20 protein-coding genes are annotated in these 20577 nt (G+C 70.2%); 15 read left to right on the forward strand and 5 right to left on the reverse strand.

Annotated features, from left to right (window positions below):
* Positions 1 to 81: 81 nt before the first annotated feature.
* The 4 genes from ACIPLC_RS29145 (at position 82) to ACIPLC_RS29160 (ending at position 4761) form a co-directional block, all read left to right on the forward strand.
* Positions 82 to 1425: an MFS transporter gene (locus ACIPLC_RS29145; protein ID WP_400475997.1), complete on the forward strand. Its 1344-nt coding sequence runs from the start codon at positions 82 to 84 to the stop codon at positions 1423 to 1425.
* Positions 1426 to 1629: 204 nt separating this feature from the next.
* Complete coding sequence (locus ACIPLC_RS29150; RefSeq protein ID WP_400475998.1) at positions 1630 to 2484, forward strand: formylglycine-generating enzyme family protein; 855 nt, start codon at positions 1630 to 1632, stop codon at positions 2482 to 2484.
* 1030 nt (positions 2485 to 3514) lie between these two features.
* On the forward strand, positions 3515 to 4417 hold the full coding sequence (locus tag ACIPLC_RS29155) for a 2OG-Fe dioxygenase family protein (RefSeq protein ID WP_400475999.1): 903 nt from the start codon (positions 3515 to 3517) through the stop codon (positions 4415 to 4417).
* The gene (locus ACIPLC_RS29160; RefSeq protein ID WP_400476000.1) at positions 4417 to 4761 is read left to right on the forward strand and encodes a tRNA-binding protein; all 345 of its coding nucleotides are present in this window, start codon (positions 4417 to 4419) and stop codon (positions 4759 to 4761) included. The genes ACIPLC_RS29155 and ACIPLC_RS29160 overlap by 1 nt, the downstream gene beginning before the upstream one ends.
* Before the next feature lie 14 nt (positions 4762 to 4775).
* Here ACIPLC_RS29160 and ACIPLC_RS29165 read toward each other — a convergent pair whose 3' ends face one another.
* Both ACIPLC_RS29165 and ACIPLC_RS29170 read right to left on the reverse strand, forming a co-directional pair.
* Positions 4776 to 4961 (reverse strand): hypothetical protein, encoded by a 186-nt coding sequence (locus tag ACIPLC_RS29165; RefSeq protein WP_400476001.1) that lies wholly within the window; start codon positions 4959 to 4961, stop codon positions 4776 to 4778.
* Positions 4962 to 5027: 66 nt separating this feature from the next.
* A complete protein-coding gene (locus tag ACIPLC_RS29170) occupies positions 5028 to 7913 on the reverse strand; it encodes a glycoside hydrolase family 3 C-terminal domain-containing protein (RefSeq protein ID WP_400476002.1) in 2886 nt (961 codons plus the stop codon).
* A 683-nt stretch (positions 7914 to 8596) separates the two neighbouring features.
* Here ACIPLC_RS29170 and ACIPLC_RS29175 point away from each other — a divergent pair.
* Entirely contained in the window at positions 8597 to 9265 is a 669-nt protein-coding gene (locus ACIPLC_RS29175; protein WP_400476003.1) for a hypothetical protein, read from the forward strand.
* Between the two features lie 74 nt (positions 9266 to 9339).
* On the opposite strand, the gene ACIPLC_RS29180 is transcribed toward ACIPLC_RS29175, so the two are convergent.
* Positions 9340 to 9762, reverse strand: coding sequence for a DUF6093 family protein (locus ACIPLC_RS29180; RefSeq protein WP_400476004.1), 423 nt, complete (start codon positions 9760 to 9762; stop codon positions 9340 to 9342).
* Between the two features lie 200 nt (positions 9763 to 9962).
* Positions 9963 to 11006, reverse strand: a complete 1044-nt coding sequence (locus ACIPLC_RS29185) for a methyltransferase domain-containing protein (protein WP_400476005.1) — start codon at positions 11004 to 11006, stop codon at positions 9963 to 9965.
* Positions 11007 to 11126: 120 nt separating this feature from the next.
* Here ACIPLC_RS29185 and uppS point away from each other — a divergent pair, with 120 nt between their 5' ends.
* From uppS to ACIPLC_RS29220, 7 genes are all read left to right on the forward strand, one after another.
* Positions 11127 to 11903: a polyprenyl diphosphate synthase gene (uppS, locus tag ACIPLC_RS29190; protein WP_400476019.1), complete on the forward strand. Its 777-nt coding sequence runs from the start codon at positions 11127 to 11129 to the stop codon at positions 11901 to 11903.
* 16 nt (positions 11904 to 11919) lie between these two features.
* On the forward strand, positions 11920 to 12354 hold the full coding sequence (locus ACIPLC_RS29195) for a site-specific integrase (RefSeq protein WP_400476006.1): 435 nt from the start codon (positions 11920 to 11922) through the stop codon (positions 12352 to 12354).
* A 137-nt stretch (positions 12355 to 12491) separates the two neighbouring features.
* Positions 12492 to 12767: a hypothetical protein gene (locus ACIPLC_RS29200; RefSeq protein WP_400476007.1), complete on the forward strand. Its 276-nt coding sequence runs from the start codon at positions 12492 to 12494 to the stop codon at positions 12765 to 12767.
* Positions 12764 to 13411: a hypothetical protein gene (locus ACIPLC_RS29205; RefSeq protein ID WP_400476008.1), complete on the forward strand. Its 648-nt coding sequence runs from the start codon at positions 12764 to 12766 to the stop codon at positions 13409 to 13411. Before ACIPLC_RS29200 ends, ACIPLC_RS29205 begins: the two co-directional genes overlap by 4 nt.
* 91 nt (positions 13412 to 13502) lie before the next feature.
* Positions 13503 to 13655, forward strand: a complete 153-nt coding sequence (locus tag ACIPLC_RS29210; protein WP_400476009.1) for a hypothetical protein — start codon at positions 13503 to 13505, stop codon at positions 13653 to 13655.
* Between the two features lie 1363 nt (positions 13656 to 15018).
* Positions 15019 to 15267, forward strand: coding sequence for a hypothetical protein (locus ACIPLC_RS29215; RefSeq protein WP_400476010.1), 249 nt, complete (start codon positions 15019 to 15021; stop codon positions 15265 to 15267).
* A 461-nt stretch (positions 15268 to 15728) separates the two neighbouring features.
* The gene (locus tag ACIPLC_RS29220; RefSeq protein WP_400476011.1) at positions 15729 to 15980 is read left to right on the forward strand and encodes a hypothetical protein; all 252 of its coding nucleotides are present in this window, start codon (positions 15729 to 15731) and stop codon (positions 15978 to 15980) included.
* Between the two features lie 72 nt (positions 15981 to 16052).
* Here the strand turns inward: ACIPLC_RS29220 and ACIPLC_RS29225 are convergent, their stop codons facing one another.
* Positions 16053 to 17210, reverse strand: coding sequence for a methyltransferase (locus ACIPLC_RS29225; protein ID WP_400476012.1), 1158 nt, complete (start codon positions 17208 to 17210; stop codon positions 16053 to 16055).
* A 334-nt stretch (positions 17211 to 17544) separates the two neighbouring features.
* Here ACIPLC_RS29225 and ACIPLC_RS29230 point away from each other — a divergent pair, with 334 nt between their 5' ends.
* The 3 genes from ACIPLC_RS29230 to ACIPLC_RS29240 all read left to right on the forward strand — a co-directional run bounded on the left by ACIPLC_RS29230 (position 17545) and on the right by ACIPLC_RS29240 (position 20479).
* Entirely contained in the window at positions 17545 to 18051 is a 507-nt protein-coding gene (locus ACIPLC_RS29230) for a hypothetical protein (RefSeq protein WP_400476013.1), read from the forward strand.
* A 457-nt stretch (positions 18052 to 18508) separates the two neighbouring features.
* The gene (locus tag ACIPLC_RS29235) at positions 18509 to 19288 is read left to right on the forward strand and encodes a hypothetical protein (RefSeq protein WP_400476014.1); all 780 of its coding nucleotides are present in this window, start codon (positions 18509 to 18511) and stop codon (positions 19286 to 19288) included.
* Between the two features lie 397 nt (positions 19289 to 19685).
* A protein-coding gene (locus ACIPLC_RS29240; protein ID WP_400476020.1) for an IS5 family transposase occupies positions 19686 to 20479 on the forward strand; the annotation gives its coding sequence in 2 pieces (ribosomal slippage) (positions 19686 to 20019 and positions 20019 to 20479; 795 coding nt in all).
* Positions 20480 to 20577: the final 98 nt, after the last annotated feature.

Below are 20577 nucleotides of genomic sequence, written 5' to 3' on the forward strand. Positions count from 1 at the left end.
CGGCAACCCCGTCACCGGCGAGCACATCCCCGCTCCCCCGCACTGCCCCTGTGACGAACGATGCGAAGAGTGGAGTCGCGCATGTCCGACCTTATCGAGAACGCCTCCGGACCCGCCACGCGAACCGGCCCACCCCCCGTCAGGGGCCGCTGGGCCCAGCTCTCGGTCCTCGGCGGCGCCATGCTGGTCGACGGCACCGAAGCCGGCCTGGTCACCGGCCTGTTCCCGGTCATCAGAGAGGCCCTCGGCCTCACGCTCGGCGCGCTCGGCATCCTGACCGCCGCCGGCAAGCTGGTCGGCGTGCTCGCGGCCCCGCTGTGGGTGTGGGCGGCGCGGCGCTGGTCCCGCAAGAGCGTGCTGGTCCTGTCCACCGGCCTGTGGGGGGCCTGGGGGATCGCCGCCGGCTTCTCCGGAGACTTCGCCGAGCTGCTGCTCTTCGTCACGGTCCTCGCGGCCGGCTACGCGGCCGCCCACCCGCTGGTCTCCGAGATCATCGGCGACCTGTTCGACGCCCCGTCGCGCGGCCGCGCCGTCGGCGCCCTCTACGGTGCGCTCGCACTGGTCGGCTCGGTGCTCGGCCCGCTCATCGGGCAGTTGGCGGGAGTGCACGACGGCTGGCGCTGGGGCCTGTGGGGCGTCGGCGCCCTGAACATCCTCTTCGGCGTGGTGCTGCTGCTCTGCTTCCGCGACCCCGGCCGCGGCGCGGCCGAGCGGCAGCTCGCCGACCTCGACCAGGCCACCCGCGCGCCCCGGAGGAAGATCGACCTGGCCACCGTCCTCTCATTGGTCAAGATCCCCAGCTTCGCGATCCTCCTGGTGTCACGACTGCTCTCCGGACACCTGCTGCTCTCCTCGTTCGCCGTCGTCTACCTCGTGGACGTGTTCGGCTTCACCACCCAGCGAGCCGCCGTCGTCCTGATGCCGATGGGCATCGGATACCTGCTGGGCACCCTGCTGGGCGGCTTCCTCGCCGACTGGGCCGCCCGCCGCAGCCCCCGCCACGGGCTCCCCGGCGCCCTCCAGGGCGCCCAGGTCGCCTTCGCCGTCCTCGCCTTCCTGGGCACCCAGGTCCACTACCGCGGCATCGGCGCCTACGCCCTGCTCTTCTGCCTCATGGGCGTCACCCAGGGCGTCAACCCCGGCCTCAACCGTCCGATGGTCATGGCGGTCACCCCGCCCGAACTGCGGGCCACCGCCTTCACGATCTACGTCTCGGTCTTCGAGGCCATCGCCTGGGCCGCCTTCGGCCTGGGCGCCGGCTTCCTCGGCCAGACGCTCGGACTGCGCCCGGTGTTCCTGGCGGTCCTGGTGGTCCTCATGCTCGTCAACGGCGCCTTCCTGACCCTCCTTCACCTGCCCTACGCCAACGACGTGCAGCGGGTGCAACAGGAGCTCGACCTCAGGCGCCAGGCGGCCCTGGTCTGACGCGGCCCGCCGTACCCGGCCGGCCGGGCCCGCCGTAACCGACCCGCCGTACCCGGCCGGCCGGATCCACTCCCGGAGGAACCCATGCACCTGCCCTCGGCGCCCTGCTGCACGCCCTCACGAGGCCCCGGCGCGCTCCGCCCGCCCGACCTCGCGGCCCCGGCCCCGCCCCCGACCCCACGTCCCGACGGACCCGCGGACGGCATGGTCCTCCTGCCCGGCGGCACGTTCCTGATGGGCGCCGACGACTCCGAAGGCTTCCCGGACGACGGCGAAGGACCCGTGCGGCAGGTCCGGCTGGACCCGTTCCTCATCGACGCCTGCGCGGTCACCAACGAGCAGTTCGCCGCGTTCGCCGCCGACACCGGCTACCGCACCGACGCCGAGCGCCTGGGCTGGTCCTACGTCTTCGCCGGGTTCCTCCCGGCCGCCCTGCGGCGCACCGCCGTGCGGGTGGAGCGAACCCCCTGGTGGTGCGCGGTGACCGCGGCCGCCTGGGACCGGCCCGAGGGCGCGGGCAGCACGGTCGCCGACCGCGGCGACCACCCCGTCGTCCACGTCTCGTGGAACGACGCCCGCGCCTACGCCTCCTGGGCCGGCAAGCGCCTGCCCACCGAAGCGGAGTGGGAGTACGCGGCCCGCGGCGGACTCGAACAGGCCCGCTACCCCTGGGGCGACGAACTCGACCCCGGCGGCACCCACCGCTGCAACATCTGGCGCGGCACCTTCCCCGCGAAGAACACGGCCACGGACGGCTACCGCGCCACCGCTCCCGCCCGCGCCTTCGACCCCAACGGATTCGGCCTGTACAACACGTCCGGCAACGTCTGGGAGTGGTGCGCCGACTGGTGGGCCACCGACCACCCCACCTCCCCTCCCCCCGCCAACCCCACCGGCCCCGCCACCGGAACCGCCAAGGTCATCCGCGGCGGCTCCCACCTGTGCCACAAGTCCTACTGCAACCGCTACCGCGTCGCCGCCCGGAGCTCCAACACCCCCGACAGCTCCAGCGGCCACGCCGGCTTCCGCTGCGCCCGCGACGCCACCCGGCCCCGCTGACGCACCGACCGCCCACCCCGGGTGCCCGCCGCCCGGCACCCGGCCGGCGGCGGGGGTCAGACGGGCAGGGTCCAGCGCCGGTCGGGGCCGCCGTGGCAGTCCCGGATCCGCAGCCGGTCCATCGGAGGCCGGTCCATCAGAGGGAGCCCCCGACTGTGACCAGCTGAGACGCGTCAAAGGGCGCCACCGCGCAGTCAGGGCCGGGATCAGCACCACTACGAGTGAACGGTCAAACGGGAGTTCGCCTCATCGCCCTGCCCCTTGGGCCGGGCGATCGGCGTTCATCAGACCGCCCTTGGGGAGGATGGCGGAAATTGATCTCATAGCTCGACAGTCGGTGGGGATGATCAACACGGGCAGGCCGCGGCCACGACCGCCCGGCCTGCCCACCGACGTCCACCCGAGAGGAACCGACATTGCGTCAGCACCGTTGGGGCACCCCGCAGGGCAAGACCCGCCCCCTGCGACATCGACCACGCGACACCACCGAGGCGACCCACCGGGTCATCGACCTCCGCTACACGAACTGACCGCGAACGGCGTTCGAGAGACCGTGATGAATGAGGGATTCCCGCGGCTCGGGCGGCTGGGAGGCCACCTTGATCGTCGGAGTTTCGCTGCGTACGGGGAGGATCTCCGTGACGGATCGTCAATCGTCCGCGATCTGCGGGTTCGCGGAACCGCCGAGACTTTGAACCAGACCCGGCGCGCACGTAGATCGTTTGTTGACTGATCGTTGATCAGCGGTCCATAGGCTCTTCTCGTCGTAGGCGATCGGTTCCGCCCCAGAGCGGACGTCACCCATGACACGAGAGAGATCCCGCACTGTGAAGCTCACCGCCCCCTGACCCCCGGTACCGCCGCGCTCGCCGCCGAATCCGTCGGCACCCTGCTCCGCGAGCGGCTGAACGCGGCCGTCGTCCTCGGCACCGTGCTGTTGCCGTGTGCCGTGCCGTTCCTCTCCACCGCGGAAGGATCCGAAGGATCCCGCGGGGAGTCGTCCCCTGAACCGAAACGGAGTATCCATCCCATGAGCACCAACGACCTTGACCTGGTCATATCCGACCTGACCCGGATCAAGAAGGAGTACGTCGAGCAGCGTTCGGCCTTCGTCCCCGGCGAGCACATGGCCGGCCTGCTGAAGGGGCTCGGCGCCACCGACGCCGACCTGGCCCAGCTTCAGCGGGTGAGTGACGACCTGCCGGACGATCCCACCCTCCCCTTCCGCAAGTCGAAGAACGGCCGTTTCCACTTCGACGTGAAGAACGGGACGGTCGACCGGGGCGAGTTCCAGCCGTTCGTGCTGTCGGCCGGCGAGGACTTCGTACGTCATGACTCCGGACAGACGCGCGAGTTCGCGGAGGTCGGTGACGACCTCCAGCTGAACCGGGCCTTCCAGGGGCTGCTCCTGTTCAAGGCGTTCATGGTCCAGGACGTGGAGATCGCGCACCGCCCGAAGCTGGACTACGACTACCCCGGCTGGGTGTGCACCCTGTTCAACCTGCGGACCGTCACCACGCCCGAACTCGTCGGCGAGCCCGCCCTCGAAGGGGTGCACAGCGACGGCGTGGACCACACCATGACCACCCTGCTCGGCAGTGAGAACATGACCGCCGACAGCGCGATCACCTTCCTCCACGACATGCGGCAGATCAACGCGGTCCGCTGGGACGAGGTCGACCCGGAGCTCGTCGTGGGCCGCCACCAGCACCGCCACTTCCTCGACACCATGCTGGTCGTCGACCACGAGCGGAAGCACAGCCTCTCCCCGGTGGTTGCCGCCGACCCGCAGCAGGCGTCCACCCGGGACATGCTGATCTTCTTCACCCGGAAGCCTGCCCTGGAGGGCCACATCTCCCACCCGCACGACTCCCTCGTCTGCCACTCCTCCCTGCCGATGTCGGCCGGGCTGCTTCCCCCGGCGCGGGTCTGATGGCGGCGGACGGGATCACGATCACCGACTTCCTGGACGTCGACATCCGTGCGGGCCGGATCGTCCGCGCCGAGGCGTTCCCGCGCGCCCGCCGGCCCGCGTACAAACTGTGGATCGACTTCGGTGAGCTGGGCGTACGGAAGTCCAGCGCCCAGATCACCGACCTGTACGCGCTCGACGACCTTGAGGGCCGCCTGGTGATGGCCGTGGTGAACCTCCCGCCCCGGCAGGTCGCGGACTTCATGTCCGAGGTCCTCGTCCTCGGGGTGCCGGGCGAGGGCGGCGGCGACGTGGTCCTGATCGGCCCGGACCGGGAGGTCAAGCCGGGAGCACGGCTGCTCTGACGCGAATCAGCAGGTCACCGGCCGGACGACCGGGCCGGGGGCGCTGCGGAGACGACGGCCGCGGGGTGGCGGGTGGGCCGGCGCGACGGGTCGCCGAGGCCGGCGTCGGTCGGGATCAGCTCCTCGCCGGTCAGGATGAGGCGCAGGAACGGGTGCCTGCCCGCCATCCGCCCGCCCGCCCGCCGTCGGCCATCGGCCATCGGCCGACGGCGGGCGTCAGGCGGGCAGGCGTCAGGCGTCAGGCGTCAGGCGTCAGGCGTCAGGCGTCAGGCGGGCAGGGTCCAGCGCTGGTTGGGGCCGCCGTGGCAGTCCCAGATCTGCAGCCTGGTCCAGTCGGCGCCGCTGCCGTCGCGGGCGTCGAGGCAGCGACCGGAGGCCGGGTTGAGGAGTGTGCCGTCCGGGCGTGGTTGCCAGTGCTGGGCGCCGGTGCCGTTGCAGTCGTAGAGCTGGGCGGGCGTTCCGGCGGCGGTCCAGCCGTTGGTGACGTCCAGGCACTTGCCGAGGGCCCGCAGGGACTCGTCCTGCCCCACGGTCCAGTCCTGGGCACCGGTGGAGTTGCAGTGGTAGAGCTCGACGGCGGTGCCGTTGACCGTGTCGGCGCGGTTCAGATCCACGCACTGCCCGGCGATGCCGGTCACCCGGCCGCTCGGGCGGGGGGTGGCCCAGCGCTGTTCGGCGCCCCCCGAGCAGGTCCGCAGCAGCAGCCGGCCGTCGGCGGCCGCGAGGCAGCGGCCGGAGGCCGGGTGGAGGATCGAGGAGTCCGGGCGCGGGCTCCACACCTGGTCGGCGCCTGCGGTGCAGTCCCGCAGCCGGACGGCGGCGCCGTCGTCCGGGCCGGCCGGAGTCAGGCAGCCGTCGAGGGCGCGGACGGTGCCGTCCGAGCCGACCGTGGCGTCCTGGGCCGCCGTGCCCGCGCAGCCTGCCAGCCGTACCGCCTCGTGGCCGTCCGCGGCGGCGGCCTCCGCGTCCAGACAGGACCCGTCGGCGCCGGCGATCCGCCCGGACCAGGCGGAGACGGCCGGCGAGGCCGGGACGTCCACCGCACCCTGCAGTCTCGGCGCGCGCGAGGAGGAGCCGACCATGAGGCCGTACCGCCCGCCGGGCACCTGCCAGCCGTGCGCGCCGGGATCCCAGACCGCGAAGGAGGAGCGGTCCAGCGGCAGTTCCACGTGCGTCGACCGGCCGGGCGCCAGCGTGACCTTGTCGAAGGCCTTGAGCTGCTGCGGCGGCTCGCCGGCCGAGGAGGGGAAGGAGACGTACAGCTGCGGCACCTCGGTGCCGGTCCGGGTGCCCTGGTTGGCGAGGTCGAAGCCGACCCGCACCCGCCCGGCCGCGTCCGGGCCGGTCACGGTGAGGTTGCCGTAGCCGAAGGTGGTGTACGAGAGGCCGTGGCCGAAGGGGAACAACGGGGCGGTGCCGGTCGCGTCGTACCAGCGGTACCCGACCGCGAGCTGCTCGGTGTAGTGGTAGGCGCCGTCCGTGCCGGGGTACTGGGAGGCGTCCCGGATCGGCGTGGCCGCCGCCGAGGTCGGGAAGGTGACGGGCAGTCGCCCCGCCGGATCGGCGTCGCCGAACAGCACGTCGGCGAGCGCGGTGCCGCTCTGCTCACCCGGGTACCAGGCCTCGACCACCGCCGGCACCGCGTCCAGCCACGGCATGGTGACCGGCCCGCCGGTGTTGAGCACCACCACCGTCCGCGGGTTGGCGCGGGCGACGGCGCGGATCAGCGCGTCGTCCGCCGGGGCGAGGTCCAGCGAGCCGCGGTCCGCGCCCTCGGTCTCCTCGTCGCCGACCACCACCACCGCGACGTCCGCCCCGGCGGCCACCGAGGCCGCCGCGTTCGCGTCGTCGCCCGGGTGGTAGCGCACCGAGACGCCCGCACCGGCCCGGGCGGCGATTCCCTGACGCGGCGTCACGACCTGCTCGGGGTACGGGGCGACGTGCGAGGAACCGTAGCCGCCGGTGTACGCGCGGTCCGCCCACGGGCCGATCACCGCGACGGACGACAGGTGGGCGGCGTCCAGCGGCAGCACCGCCCCCTGGTTGCGCAGCAGCACCGTCCCGGCGGCGGCCGCCGCCCGGGCGTCGCGCGCGCCGGCGGCCGGGTCGGCGGCGGGCGGCTGACCGCCGTCCAGCGCCCCGGTCCGGACCATCAGCCGCAGCACCCGCCGCACCTGGTCGTCCAGGACGGCCGGGGCGAGCCGTCCGCCGGCCACGGCGGCGGTCAGGTCGGCGAAGTACGTCGTACCGCCGAACTCCTGGTCCAGCCCGCCCGCCGCGGCGTTCACCGAGGAGTGGGTGGCCGGGTAGTCGGAGCCGACCACCCCGTCGAACCCCCACCGGCCCTTCAGCACGTCCCGCAGCAGCGGGAAGTTCTCGCACGCCCAGATGCCGTTGACCGGGTTGTAGCCGCACATCGCCGACCAGGCCCGGCCGTCCCGGACGGCCGCCCGGAAGGCGGGCAGCTCGATCTCCGCCAGCGTCCGCTCGTCCACCTCCGAGCTGTACGACTGCCGGTTGTTCTCCTGGTTGTTCGCCGCGAAGTGCTTCACCTGCGCCGCGACCCCCTGCGCCTGGATGCCGCGGACCTCGGCCGCCGCGACCCGCCCGGCGAGGAACGGGTCCTCACCCAGCGTCTCGAAGTTCCGCCCGCCCTGCGGCACGCGCACGAGGTTCACCATCGGCGCGTACAGCACCTGGTAGCCGCGCGCCCGGGCCTCGCGGCCCAGCACCGCGCCGTAACCGGTGGCGAGCCCCGGGTCGAAGGCGGCGGCCAGCGACACCGGCGCCGGCAGCGCCGTCGCCGGCTGCCCGTCCCGGATGCCGGCCGGGCCGTCGGACAGCAGCAGCGGCGGGATCCCCAGCCGTGGCACGCCCCGGACGTAGCCCACCGAGTACACCCCGTTCGGCGCGGAGATCCCCTGCAGCAGCGTCGCCTTCTCGTCGGTGGTCAGCTGGCCGAGGAGCGCTTCGACCCTCTGCTCCGGCGACGACCCGCCGTGCGACCACCCGCCGTGCGACCACCCGCCGTGCGGTGGCGGACCGGCCGGTATGGCGACCGCTGTGCAGGTGCCGGAGCCGGTGGCGGCCGCCAGGAGGCAGCCGGTGAGCCCGAGCCGGAGTATTCGCGTACAGGAGGAGATTCGCCGCATGTCAGCACCGATCGACGAAGGCGGGCCGGGCCGGGATCGCCCGGAAATGTGACGATCAATCAAATTTACGGCGTATTAACACTTGCCGGCAGGTAGCGCGCAAGGGCGCGTCGGATGCACCCGGGGTGCGAAGGGTCACTGGGGGGCGCCTGAGGGGCGCGGGCGAGGATGGCGTCGGCGTCGTCACAGATGAAAACGGTCCGATCCGGCAGGGCCCGGGCCCGGAGCCGGGCCATCGTGGCCCGCCAGTGCGCGTCCCGGGCCACCGCCTGCACCGGCGGCTCAACTATCGTCGTCGTCATCGCCCGCCGCCTCAGGCCGTGGTGGCGGCCGGAACCGGCGCATCCAGGGTCGGCAGGTCCGAAAGCGCGAAGCCGACGCCCCGCACCCCACAGATAAAAGCCCCGGAAGAACCCTCTTGAGACCTTTCCGGGCACAACCGTCAAGGCTTTGCCATTTCTTGGCAATTGAACAGGATGCATTTGAGCGACTTGCCCTGTACGTACCGCTTCCTGCCTCGCTTGACTTCGCGCACGCCGTGCCGCAAGCATGGCCGCGACCGCCGGGGAGGGCTCGTGACGCAAGGTACCGTCCGTCAGATGTCGAAGCGCGGACGACGGAACCGCTTGGCCGCCGTAGCCGCCATAGCCGTTCTCGGTGGCGGCTTCGCGATCAACACATGGATGAACCAGGGCACGGAAACGAAGGTCCACGAAGGCCCCGTGGCCGGCTACCCGCTGCTGGTCAGCTCCGACGGCCAGACCCTGACACTCAGCATCGGCTGGGGCTGCGAGAAGCAACCCAAGCTCGTGGTACGCGAGTCCAGCAACGCGGTGAAGGTCTCCCTGCGGCACACGGTCCCCCCGGGCTTCTGCGACCCTGGCGGCTACGGACAGATCACCACCCACCTGAACAAGCCGCTCGGTTCCAAGACGCTGAACGACGTCACCGGCAAGCCCGCCATCCACTTCGACGAGCGCAACCTCCTCCGGCCCGCGTTCCTGCCGGAGAACTACTACCCCTCCCCCGCAGGCGAGATGGTCGACGTGCCCGGCGTGGCCTCACTACCGACCGACACCCCCGCCTGGGCCATCGGGTACCAGCTGGGCACGGGGCCCGACGTACACGGGCACCTGATCATCAGCCAGACCCTCCGGAACAGCACGCCACCGGACGGCCGGGCCGCCACAGTCAAGGGTCACCCCGCGACCATCACGCAACCGGACCCCAACGGCGGCCCCCGTTCGCTGACGTGGTCGGACGGGACCTACACCTTCATTGTCGCCACCGGCGCCCCACCACGGCTCTCGGACGCGGAACTCATCCACGTCGCCGAGAGCCTCGGCAGCTGACACTACAAGGACGGCGTCTGGTGGGGCCGTTCACCGGACTGACCCCACCAGCACCGCGGCTGCGCCTGCACTGGTCAGAGCAAAACGACTTCGTCGAGGCGGGTGATCCGTGCGACTTCCACGGTGCTGGCCTCCCCCGGATCGAGGGCCTGCCAGGTCCGGCCGACCGTGCCTGCTGTCGGTTCCTTCGCGGCGACGACGGTCACCAGGTCGCCGCGCTGCGGGAGCGGCGCGGACAGCGGGCTGACGAGTCCGTACCAGGAGGCGTTGTCCTCCAGCCACCGGCCGCCGACCAGGTGCTCCACGGCGGCGAGGCCGTGGGCGGAGAGGACCGCGCCGCTGCCCTCCCACACCTTGGCCGTCGGCGTGGGCCCCACCAGCCCGGTTTCGACGTCCAGGACGGGGGTGCCGGTCGGCCTGCTGATCCGTACGGTATCGACCATCACGGTGGTCACCATGGTGTGGCGGACGGCGTCGAGATTGATGGGGGTGCTCACGCCGCGGCACCTCCGGCCTTCTCGATGCGCATCCACGTCCTGCGGACCACCGCCGTACCGCCGGACTCCCCCGGGTCCAACCCCCACGGTCGGTTCGAGCTCGATAGGAGCAACCGGCTCGACCTGGCCAAGGTGACCATTCCGGGGCAGCGTGCGTCGCGTGACAGGCGCGCGGAGGCGACCAGAAGCGCCGAGGCGGGTTAGATCTGCGCGGGGGCCTCCGCCGTGACCACATAGAGCGTCACCGAAGCAAAGAACGGACTCCGTACGAGGTGGTCCAGCCACCCGTCGGCCTGCCGACGGGTGAGATAGCCGGCAGCCACGGCGCGCTCGGTGTTGCGTTGGAGACCGAGAACCCGGTCGGCGGCACGGACTTCGCGAAAGACCGAGGTGACCGGGACGACTGACGTGACGGCGAATCCTGCTTGCTCGGCCAGTCGAGGCAGTTGCCGCCCGACGACGGCATTGCGCACGATCCGGTCGGTGATATGGCGGGTGTACGCCCGGGCGACGTCCAGGTCCGGGTGGTCGACGACGAGCGAGTCCCAGTCGGGCTCGGCCATGACGAGTCGACCGCCTGGGCGCAGGACCCGCCGGGCCTCCGCCAGAACCCCAGGGACGTCGGCAACGTGTTGGAGCACGCGGTCGGTGCGCACCCGATCCGCAGAACACGGGGGAAGCGGCAGCGCGTGCACATCGGCCATCAGCACATCAGCGTGTGGCAGGTCGGCGATGCGAGTCAGCGCCTGCCGGATCATCTGAGGGGCGGAGTCGACTCCTAGAACCATCCCTGCGGGTGCTGCTGCGCGTGCCAGCGCCCCGAGGTCGGTGCCCGGGCCGCAGCCCAGGTCCAGGACAAGGTGGCCTGGCTGGATGGCCAGCTCGTCGAGTACGGCCTGCTTGTAGGAGTGCGCGAGATCGGTGGTGGCGAGCCGATCCTGGTAAGCGATCTTGTCGGGGACCACGGTCTCGAAGATGCGCCCCGCGACATGAGCAAGGGCTTCGATTTCGCCTTTGAGCATCTCGCGGCCGGCAAAGGTCAGGCGCATCGGGCGTCGCCTGCCTTCTCCGTCCAGATACTCGATCAATCCCTTGCCACGCAGCCGTGTCAGCGCGCTGGACAGGCTGCCGCGGCCGAGTCTCTCGCCGGTCATCCGCTCGATTGCGGTGTTGACGGCATAGCCGTGCAGTGGACCGTCCGCCAGCGCAGACAGGACAAGCATCTGGGCGTCGTTGGTACGCACTGGCACTCCCGGGCAGTGGACGGCGGGTTCCCCAATGACACGCGATGCGTGCTATTACTCCGTAGTATGCACGCTGCGGCTGGCCAGCGGCTGTCGACCCCGACTCGAAAGGCTTCGATGTTGCGCGTCACTGACCCCCTCTACGCCCTGTACGCCCGCCGGCTTCGCCGACAACTCCAGGGCGGGCAGTTGCCCAGGCACATCGGCCTGATCATGGATGGCAACCGCCGCTGGGCGCGCCAGCGAGGCATCGGGAACCCGAGCCTCGGCCATAAGTACGGTGCCGAGCACGTAGAGAACGTGCTGTCCTGGTGCGAGGCCCTCCAGATCAGGCACGTCACTGTGTTCGTCTGCTCCGCAGAGAATCTCCAACGGCGCGGTGACGCCGAGGTCGCCTTCCTGATGCAGGTGATCGAGGAAGTCCTGACCCGGCATCTCGCCAGGCCGCTGCCGCGCTGGCAGGTACATATCGCCGGAGCTCTCGACACGCTGCCCGACACCACTGCCCGCGCCCTCAAAGAGGCGGTCGAGGCCACGCGGGAGTGCCCCACCGGGGCGCACGTAACCCTCGCCGTCGGCTACGGCGGCCGCCAGGAACTCGTGGACGCCATGCGGGATCTGCTGTACGAGCAGGCGGAGACCGACAGGTCGATGCGGGACCTCGCCGTCCACCTGACCACGGACGACATCGCCCGCCACCTGTACACCGCCGGCCAGCCGGACCCAGACCTCGTCATCCGCACCAGCGGAGAGCAGCGCATGTCGAACTTCCTGCTGTGGCAGAGTGCTTACTCGGAGCTGTACTTCTGTGAGGCGTATTGGCCGGCGTTCCGTGAGGTCGACTTCCTGCGTGCCGTACGCGCGTACGCCGCCCGACAGCGCCGCTACGGCGCCTGAGAAGAGGTAGCCCGCCATGACTGATCTTGGAAACGTCGCCTGGCCTCCTGCACCGATACGGACCGAGCGGCTCGTGCTCCGTGAGCCCGAGGCCCGGGACCGTGCGGCGTTCATCGAGCTGCTGGCGTCGCCAGAGGTGCACACCTACCTCAGCGGCCCCCGGCCGCGTGACGAGCTCGGGGACGACGACGTCCCCGTGGAGCCGATCGAGCGCTACCTGGCCCATCTGACGGACGTCGACAGATCGCCGAACACCGTCAGGGCGTACGCCTACGACCTCAAGGACTACTGGACGTTCCTGGCTCATCGAGGACTGGACTGGCGTGAGGTCCGTCTGGAGGATCCGGGTGAGTACGTCGTCTGGCTGCAGCTGCCGCCGTCGGGGCGCAAGGGGCAGGGTGCGGTGCTGCCCTCGGTGGAGCCGCACGTCAGCGCGGCCACGGTCAACTGACCATCGAGGACGTCGAGGTCGGCGCTCAGGAAGTACATCTCCGTCTCGGCGATGCCCCCGTTCAGCTGCCCGAGCCTGTCGCCGCACTGGCCCGCGTGGTTGCCGCGAACCGCAAGGGTCACGCGACCATCGGGGCCTTGACCCCGTCTCCATGGCTCTTCCCCGGCGGCCAGCCCGGACGGCCGATCAGCACCACACAGCTGACCCAGCGGCTGAACCAGCTCGGGATCCGGCCCAACCAGGCCCGCAGCACCGCTCTCTTCCAGCTCGCCACCGAGATCCCGGCCGCGATCCTCGCCCGCACCCTGGGCATCCACACCGACGTCGCCGTCGCCTGGCAACGTCTCTCCGCGGGCGACTGGGCCACATATGCCAACGAAGTCAGCCGACGCACCGCAACGGAGAACCGATGAAACTGCCGGTCGTAATCCACCAGGCCCGCTTGGGAGCCGACGAGTTCAGAGTCATCCGGCCTGCGCAGCCTCTGAGCCATGCAGTACTCATCGACCACGATCGGCACCTGGACGTCTATCTCGACCAGGACGCCGCCCGACGCATCGCCGGATTGTGGATGCTCGCCGCACGCTCGCCTCGTTCGCTGATTCACCTGCCAATGCGGGCAAACCGCCCGCCAGTCAGAGAAGTACCGGACGACGTCGGCTTCCAGCTCGACCTCGTGCTCCTGCACCATTCACTGCAGTTCGCCCCCTCCTCCTGGAAGCAGGTGAGGAGTCGACTCGGCGCCGGCCGTCCCCAGACCGTGAATTTGCCCGACACAGACCCTGTCGACGACGCCGCAGTCGACTGGGCAGCACGTCACTACCGGGAGAACCGCGACCTATTTCACCAGCACCTTCATACCGAGACACTGTTCATGACCGGCAGCGCGAAGGTGTTCCGAGAGACCGCTCGGCACTTCCTTGATGTCGCCCGCAACGGACCGAACTATGTTCCGGTCCACCCCAGCTATCCGTACTTCTGCACCGAGCTCCACTCGAATGACGGCATCCTTGGCGACGCCCGCGAGATCCACATCGAGTACTGCGACCAGTGGTAGTCATGATCGACAGTCGCCGAGCACGTCCCGGCCACGGATGGTGAGGCAGGCATTCGGACAGTTCCAATACCCCACGTCACCATTAGCGCCGGTGGCAGATCTGCAGCTGCGCTCGCTGCTGGCCGACTTCGAATCTGGCGACGGGCCGGTGTCCGAGCAGGAGCTGGCCGTCCTGTTCACCCGGCTGGCCCGGGAGAGCGAGGGTATCCAGGACCTGGACGAGCAGTTGGCGGTGGTCCGGTGAGCCGGCGAGGCCGAACGGCGGCGCTGCCCGAGCAGCCGCATCGGCAAAGCCCTGCCGGGGATCGGCACCGCCGACGCGGAAGCGGCCCTGGAAGCGGCGGTGCCGATCCCCGTACGCGGGGCTGCACGGTTCCTGGAAGAACTGGCCGATCACATGGTCGCCCACCCCGACGCGCTGACCTCGGGCAGTTCCATCTGCCCGTCAGTCCTGCTGCGGTTGGCCCAGGTGCTGCACGAAGGCGGCCATCCGGTCGTTCGCCCCGGATGTGCGCACTGCGGAAAGATCCGGTCTGACCTGCGACAACTCCGCCCCGAAGGGCGGCTCTGCGGATCCTGCGACGCCCGAAGCCGAAACCGCGAAACCTGCGCGCGCTGCCACCGCGACGGCCAGCGAGTCGTCGCCCGGCGCCCCGAGGGCCCGATCTGCAACCGCTGCTACCGCACGGACCCCGCCACGTTCGAGGAGTGCGCCGACTGCGGCGAGCACCGACACCCGGTGGCACGGCGGGACGACGGACGTGGGCTGTGCATCAAGTGCTGGAAACGGCCCATGCACACATGCGTGAGCTGCGGAAAGACCGCAGCCGCTGCCCTCGTCGACGAGAACGGCGCACTCTGCCACCTCTGCTACAACCGTCACCACCGACCACGGCGTCCGTGCGGGCGGTGCGGGCAGCTCAGACGCATCGCCCGCAACGCGCGCGACGGGCAACCGGACCTCTGCGACGGCTGCTACCGGGGCCCCGAGGCAACCTGCTCGATCTGCAGTCGTGTCCACCCTTGCGTCAGCCGTGACCAGGAGGGCCGGCCGGTCTGCGGTACTTGCTACCGGCGCACCCGCACCGGGGAAGCATGCGCCCGCTGCGGCCAGACCAAGCCGGTCAACGCCCAGTGGCTCATCGGGCCGGTCTGCATGGTCTGCTACACCGCCGTGCTCCGGTCACCGGCCGAGTGCCCCCGCTGCGGCACGGTCCAGCCGCTGATCGCCCGGGACGACGACGGCGCCGAGGTTTGCGGCCCCTGCGTCGGCTTCGCCGCCGACTACACCTGCCGTCAGTGCGGCCGGGCCGGCAACCCCCACAGTCGCGGCAGATGCGCTCACTGCGTCCTCGCCGAGCGGGTCAACGCCCTGCTGGCCGGGCCCGACGGCACCGTCGCCCCCGCAACTGGGACCGCTCACAGCCGCGCTGGCGGACGCCCCTTCACCGTTCCCGGCCATCCAGTGGGTCAAGGAGGGTCCGAACACCAAGCTCCTCGCTCAGCTGGCGGCCGAGGGGCGCGAACTCACCCACAAGTTGCTGGACGAGCTGCCACCCAGCCGAAACCAGCGCTACATTCGCCAACTCCTGATCCATACAGGCATCTTGGAATCACGCAACGAGGACATCGAACGCATCCCCGGCTGGCTGGAGCACGAGCTCGTGGGCAAGCCGGCCGCGCACGCCAACGTCGCCCGCCCGTTCCTTCACTGGTTCCTGCTCCGACGCGCCCGCCAACGGGCCGCCACCCGCCACCATCCTGCCTCCGCAGACCGCGACCTGCGACCTGCGACCTGCGACGCCGTATCAGCGTCGCCCTGGACTTCCTGGCCTGGACAGACCAGCGCGGCCTGACCCTCGCTGGCCTCGCCCAGGAGCACGTCGACGACTGGATCGCCGGAGCCACCAGCCAACGGCGCTACCTGGTCCGCTACTTCCTGAAATGGACCACGAGCCGCCAACTCACCCGCGAGCTCACCGTCCCCTCCATCCCGAGCCAGGAACCCCAGGACCTGCTCGACGAGGACGACCGGTGGCCACTCCTCCAGCGCTGTCTGACCGACGATGCCCTGCCCTCGGACGTCCGGGCAGCCGGCGCGATCACCCTGCTGTTCGGCCCGTCCACCGAACGCCTCCGTCACCTGACACCCGAGCACCTCAAGGTCGGTGACAAGCACACCCACCTGGTCCTAGGCCGTCACCCCGTACTGCTGCCCCCGCGACTCGCCGAGCTCCTGCGGCGCCTCGCCGAACAGCCCGAGCTACGGCCACAGCTCTCGCGATCCCACCCAGGCCCTCGATGGCTCTTCCCCGGCATGGTCCCCGGCAAGCCGATCTCGACGCACGGCATGACCCAGAAGCTCAACCGGCACGGCATCCCGGTTCGCATAGCACGCAACGCGGCACTGGCCGCCCTCGCCACTGATCTCCCCAGCCCGATCCTCGCCGACGCGACCGGGATGCACCGCCACACCGCGCTCCGCTGGGTTGCCTACGCCCGACGCGACTGGGCCGAGTACCTTGCAACCCGGGCAACAGACGACGAGGCGCTGCGTTCGGAAACCTGACACCAGATGCAAGGGCGGCCCCCAACATGAGGGCCGCCCTTCGGAGGGGCAGGCCGAAGCTGCCTGGCTCGACTAGGAAGCGGAGACCGGTGACCGTGCAGCTGTCAGTCGCCACAGCGAGGTGACCTCGACGGAACGGGCAGCGTGGAGCGGGTCAGCGGCGTCGGAAACGCGCGGGTGTCGTGGCCTGACATCGCTCTTGTCGACAACGCGCAGTCGTGCTGCGTCGAGGGTGGCAAGCAGCTCCCGGCGCGGCCTCAGTCCCAGGTGCTCGGCGAGGTCCGAAAGGATCAGCCATCCTTCCCCACCCGGTTCAAGATGGTCAGCAAGCCCGTACAGGAAGCCGCGGAGCATCCGGCTTTCCGGGTCGTAGACGCCCTGCTCGATTGAGGATGTCGGTCGGGCGGGAATCCACGGGGGGTTGCACACCACGAGATCGGCGCGCCCCGGGGGGAACAGGTCGGCGCTCACCACCTCGATCCTCCTGGCCATATCCAGCCGGCGGACGTTTTCACGAGCACAGGCGAGCGCGCGTGGATTGGTGTCCGTGGCCACCACGCGCTCGATTCCGCGGTGAGCCAGGACTGCGGCGAGTACGCCGGTGCCGGTACCGAGATCGAACGCCGTGCGAGGACCGGGACCGCGGTCCGACGTCGGCAACGGCAGAGGCGCCTGTGCCACCAGGTTCACATACTCGCCCCTGACCGGGGAGAACACGCCATAGTGCGGGTGGAGACGCGCACCGAGGGCGGGCACCTCCACCCCCTTCCGGCGCCACTGGCTCGAGCCGATCACGCCAAGCAGCTCTCTGAGTGAGATCACCGAGGGCCGCTCCGGCGGGCCGTACGTTTCTGTGCATGCCCGACGGACATCGGGGGATCTGCGGAGCGCAATGGTGTAGTCGTGCTCCAACAGCACCAGCAGCATGCTCAATGTGCGGGCACGCTGTCCGCGGGCGCGGCGGTGCAGGTGGAAGGACTCTGCCGGAGTGGCCCCCTGCTGAAGGCCCTTACGGTCGGCACGGCGACTCATGGCCTGCAGCAACTGGCGGGCGTTGTGGAAGTCGCCGCGCCACAGCATAGCGGTTCCTTCACAGGCCAGGCGGTATGCGGTGTCGGCCCGCATACGGTCATCGGCAACGACGACGCGTCGGGGCGCTGGCATCCCGTTCTCGGAGTGCCATTGGGCGGACTGGTCGGTACCGGCTTCGATCCAACGGATCTCGGACACCTGTACTCCTCGTGATCGAACGTGCATGGGGCACGAAGAGCACTTCGACGAGGAGGGAGCCAACGGGCGCGACCTGCGAGCGCAGGTGCGAACGTCAGGGCAGGAACGGCTCCCGCGTCGAAGCGCGAGCCGAGAAATCACCGAGAACCATGCCGAGCGTCACGAAAAACCCTTTCCGAGAAGATCGTTGGAACGGTCTCACGGCTGGCGGCCGACTCGCAACCTCAGCCAGCCACAGGTGATCTACCTCGTGGCAGCTTCCCCAGGCAGGGCCGATGAAGAGGACAGAAGGAGGGGAATAGCGCACGGTCGAAATAACCCCCTCCCGCCAGTAGTGCTGGCCCTGGAACGGGGCTGCTGCCCCGACCCGGAACCGCCCGGACGCCACCTGATCCACGGCCGGGTCTTCAAGGGCGTCCTCGATGCGGACGGCAACCACCACTCCGCCGGCCGGGCTCGGAAGGTGCCGTGGGTGGCCATCGCGCCGGTCGTCAGCGCGATCCGCGTCCTGGAACAGATCTCCCCGGACGGTCTGCTCTTCGACACCGCCGCCCACACCGTCCCTCGCGGACGCGCCCCCGCGGGCCGAACCCTCCACATCCAGGCGATGCGCGCCCGCATCGAGGACTTCACCGCCTTCGCCTCCGACCTCGCCCTGCGCCTGAACCGCCCGCACGAGACCGTCCCCGACGACCCGCACGGAGCGATCGGCACCGCACGGTTCCGCCGGTCGCTGGCTTGTGCACGCTCGGTCAGTGACCAGGTAGCTGTACGGTCCGCGGGTGTTGAGACAAGGAACCTGGTCAGTCCACTACAGCTCGCGGGACCTGCCGCAGCCTGAGCCGCAGCCCTGGCACCTGCGGATCTCCCCGGACGAGTGGGAGTTGTGGCTCGATGACCTGGGCATTCCTGATGGCACGCCGTACCTGTTGTCGCCGCGCTTCGCCTACGGCACGGACCTCAACTCGTACTTCCATCGGGTGAACCTCTTGGAGGGCTCGCTGAACAGTCAGATCAACCGGGCGTCGGCCCTTCTGCAGGAAGCTGAACTTCCTGCATCAGAGCCGGGGCGGGAAGAACTGGCGGGACGCGGCCGAGGCCGATCACACGGCCTACCACTACTGGCGACGCCTTGATCCCCGCGGGCCTCGGGTCGACGGGGACACATGGAGCCAAGAGGTCCCCCATCTGCAGCAGTTCTACGTCTACGCGAAGCCCAAGCAGACGGAACCTTCACTGACTCCACGGTCCGCACTGGCCTGCGGCTGGAAGAGCAGGCCAGCCGCCTGATCACGGAAGTGCCGACCGGACCCGGCCCGGCCGGCTACAGCAAGTCCTGGCTGCCCAAGGCGATCGCGAAACGGAACTCGGCCCGCTGGGTCTACGAGCCGCTCTCGGTCCGCCGGGACCTGACGGCCTACGCGGCCGAGGACCGGCAGTGCGTCATTGAGGAGGCCCGCGATGCAGGCCGCTACCGCAAGATCCGACGGCCGATTGTGATCGCCGATCCGCAGAGGCCGCACCTGGCCCAGTACACGAGCGGTATCCACCGCAGCGAGAGGATCGACGTCCGACTGCTCGGCCCGCGCGAGCGTCGGCGGCTACTGGTCGACACCGAACAGGGCCTGGAGCCCGCGATGTTCTGGCTCGGCGAGAGCGGGATGCCGCTGACCTTGTCGGCATGGAAGGACATGTTCACCACGGCCAACCAACGGTGCGAAGAGCAGGGACTGGACCTCTTTGCACACGCCCACCTGCTGAGGCATGCATTTGCCGTCATCACCCTCGAACAGCTCCAGCGCGGGCACATCGCCGCACTCGGCGACATGAACCCGGCCCAGCGACTGCACTACCAACGGATCTTCGGCGACCCCATGGACTGGGTCCGCCGCAGACTGGGACACGCCTCGCAGCTGTCGACCTTGATCTATCTGCATGCCCTGCAGGAACTGGAGATGGATACCCGCATGGCCCTGGTCCCCGACACCTGGGAGGACCCCCGCGACACCCCGGCCGCGGCCCTGGGCGACGAGAAGCCCCCGCAGGACCTGCCCGGGGAGAAGGAGACGACGCCGTGACCCGCCAGGGCCGGGGCAGCACCGGGCCGGGCCGCCGGTCAGCTCTGCCAGCCGCGGACTACAAGGCCCCAGCGCTCGTTCACGAAGGGGCATCGGGGGGACTCGTCGTCGACTTCCACAGCGAGGACGGCCGGCGGGGCACATTCGATGTCGGCAAGCTGCCGTTGCCCGGGCGGCATCCCCTCCTCGCCGAGGCATTCGCGATGCGGACCGCCCTGGCGGCGGACTTCGCACCCTCTCCGGAGCCCAGAACAGGTGGTTGCCCCTCCGGCGATGGACGTACTTCCTGGCCTCGCTGGACCCTCAGCCTGTGGTGCCAGCGCAACTCACGCGCTATCACGTCAACGCCTTTTAGAAGTGATCTCATTTGGCCTTGTAGGCTGCTCGCGTGACGATCGTGGAGCGCTTGGTGCCGGATGAGCTGTGGGAGCTGTTCCAGTTGGTGGTGCCGGCGGCGCCGAGTCGGCCGCAGGGCGGTGGCCGACGCCGATACGGGGACCGCGAAGTGCTGGCGGCGATCGTGTTCGTGGCCACCTCAGGATGCACCTGGGCCCAACTGCCACCCTGCTTCGGTCCGTCCGGGCCCACCGCCCATCGCCGCTTCACCGAGTGGAGCAGGGCTCGAGTGTGGGCCAAGCTCCACCGGGTCGTCCTGGAGGAGCTCGGCGCGCGGGGCGAGTTGGACTGGTCGCGGTGCGCCGTCAACTCGGTGAACATGCGGGCTCTGAAAAAGGGGAGTTGACGGATCCGAATCCTGTCGATCGGGGCAAGTGCGGGTCGAAAATCCACTTGCTGACGGAACGTACCGGTTTGCCTCTGTCGCTGGCGATCTCCGGAGCCAACGTCCACGACAGCCAGGCCCTGATCCCGCTCGCCGATGCGATCCCGCCGATCCCCTCGCGGCGCGGACCGAGGCGACGCAGGCCCGGCAAGCTGCACGGCGACAAAGCCTATGACCACCGCTTCATCCGCTCCTACCTGCGACGACGCCAGATCCCCGCCCGCATCGCCCGCCGAGGCGTCGAGTCCTCCCAACGCCACGGCCGCCACCGTTGGGTCATCGAGCGCACCGTCGTCTGGCTCGGCGGCTTCCGTCGACTGCACCGCCGCTACGAACGCAAGGCCGACCACTTCGCCGCCTTCGCCAGCATCGCCGCAGCCCTCATTTGCCTCCGGAGGATCCCCAAATGAGATGGGTGCGGTTCTTCTGGAGGGAAGGGCTGAGCTGGGAGATTGCTGATCGGGGCTGTGCGTGGGGCTGTTCGTCTCTACGGTGGTGGTGGAGGAGG

This window comes from Kitasatospora sp. NPDC086801, from assembly GCF_044745805.1.
Lineage (GTDB): Bacteria > Actinomycetota > Actinomycetes > Streptomycetales > Streptomycetaceae > Kitasatospora.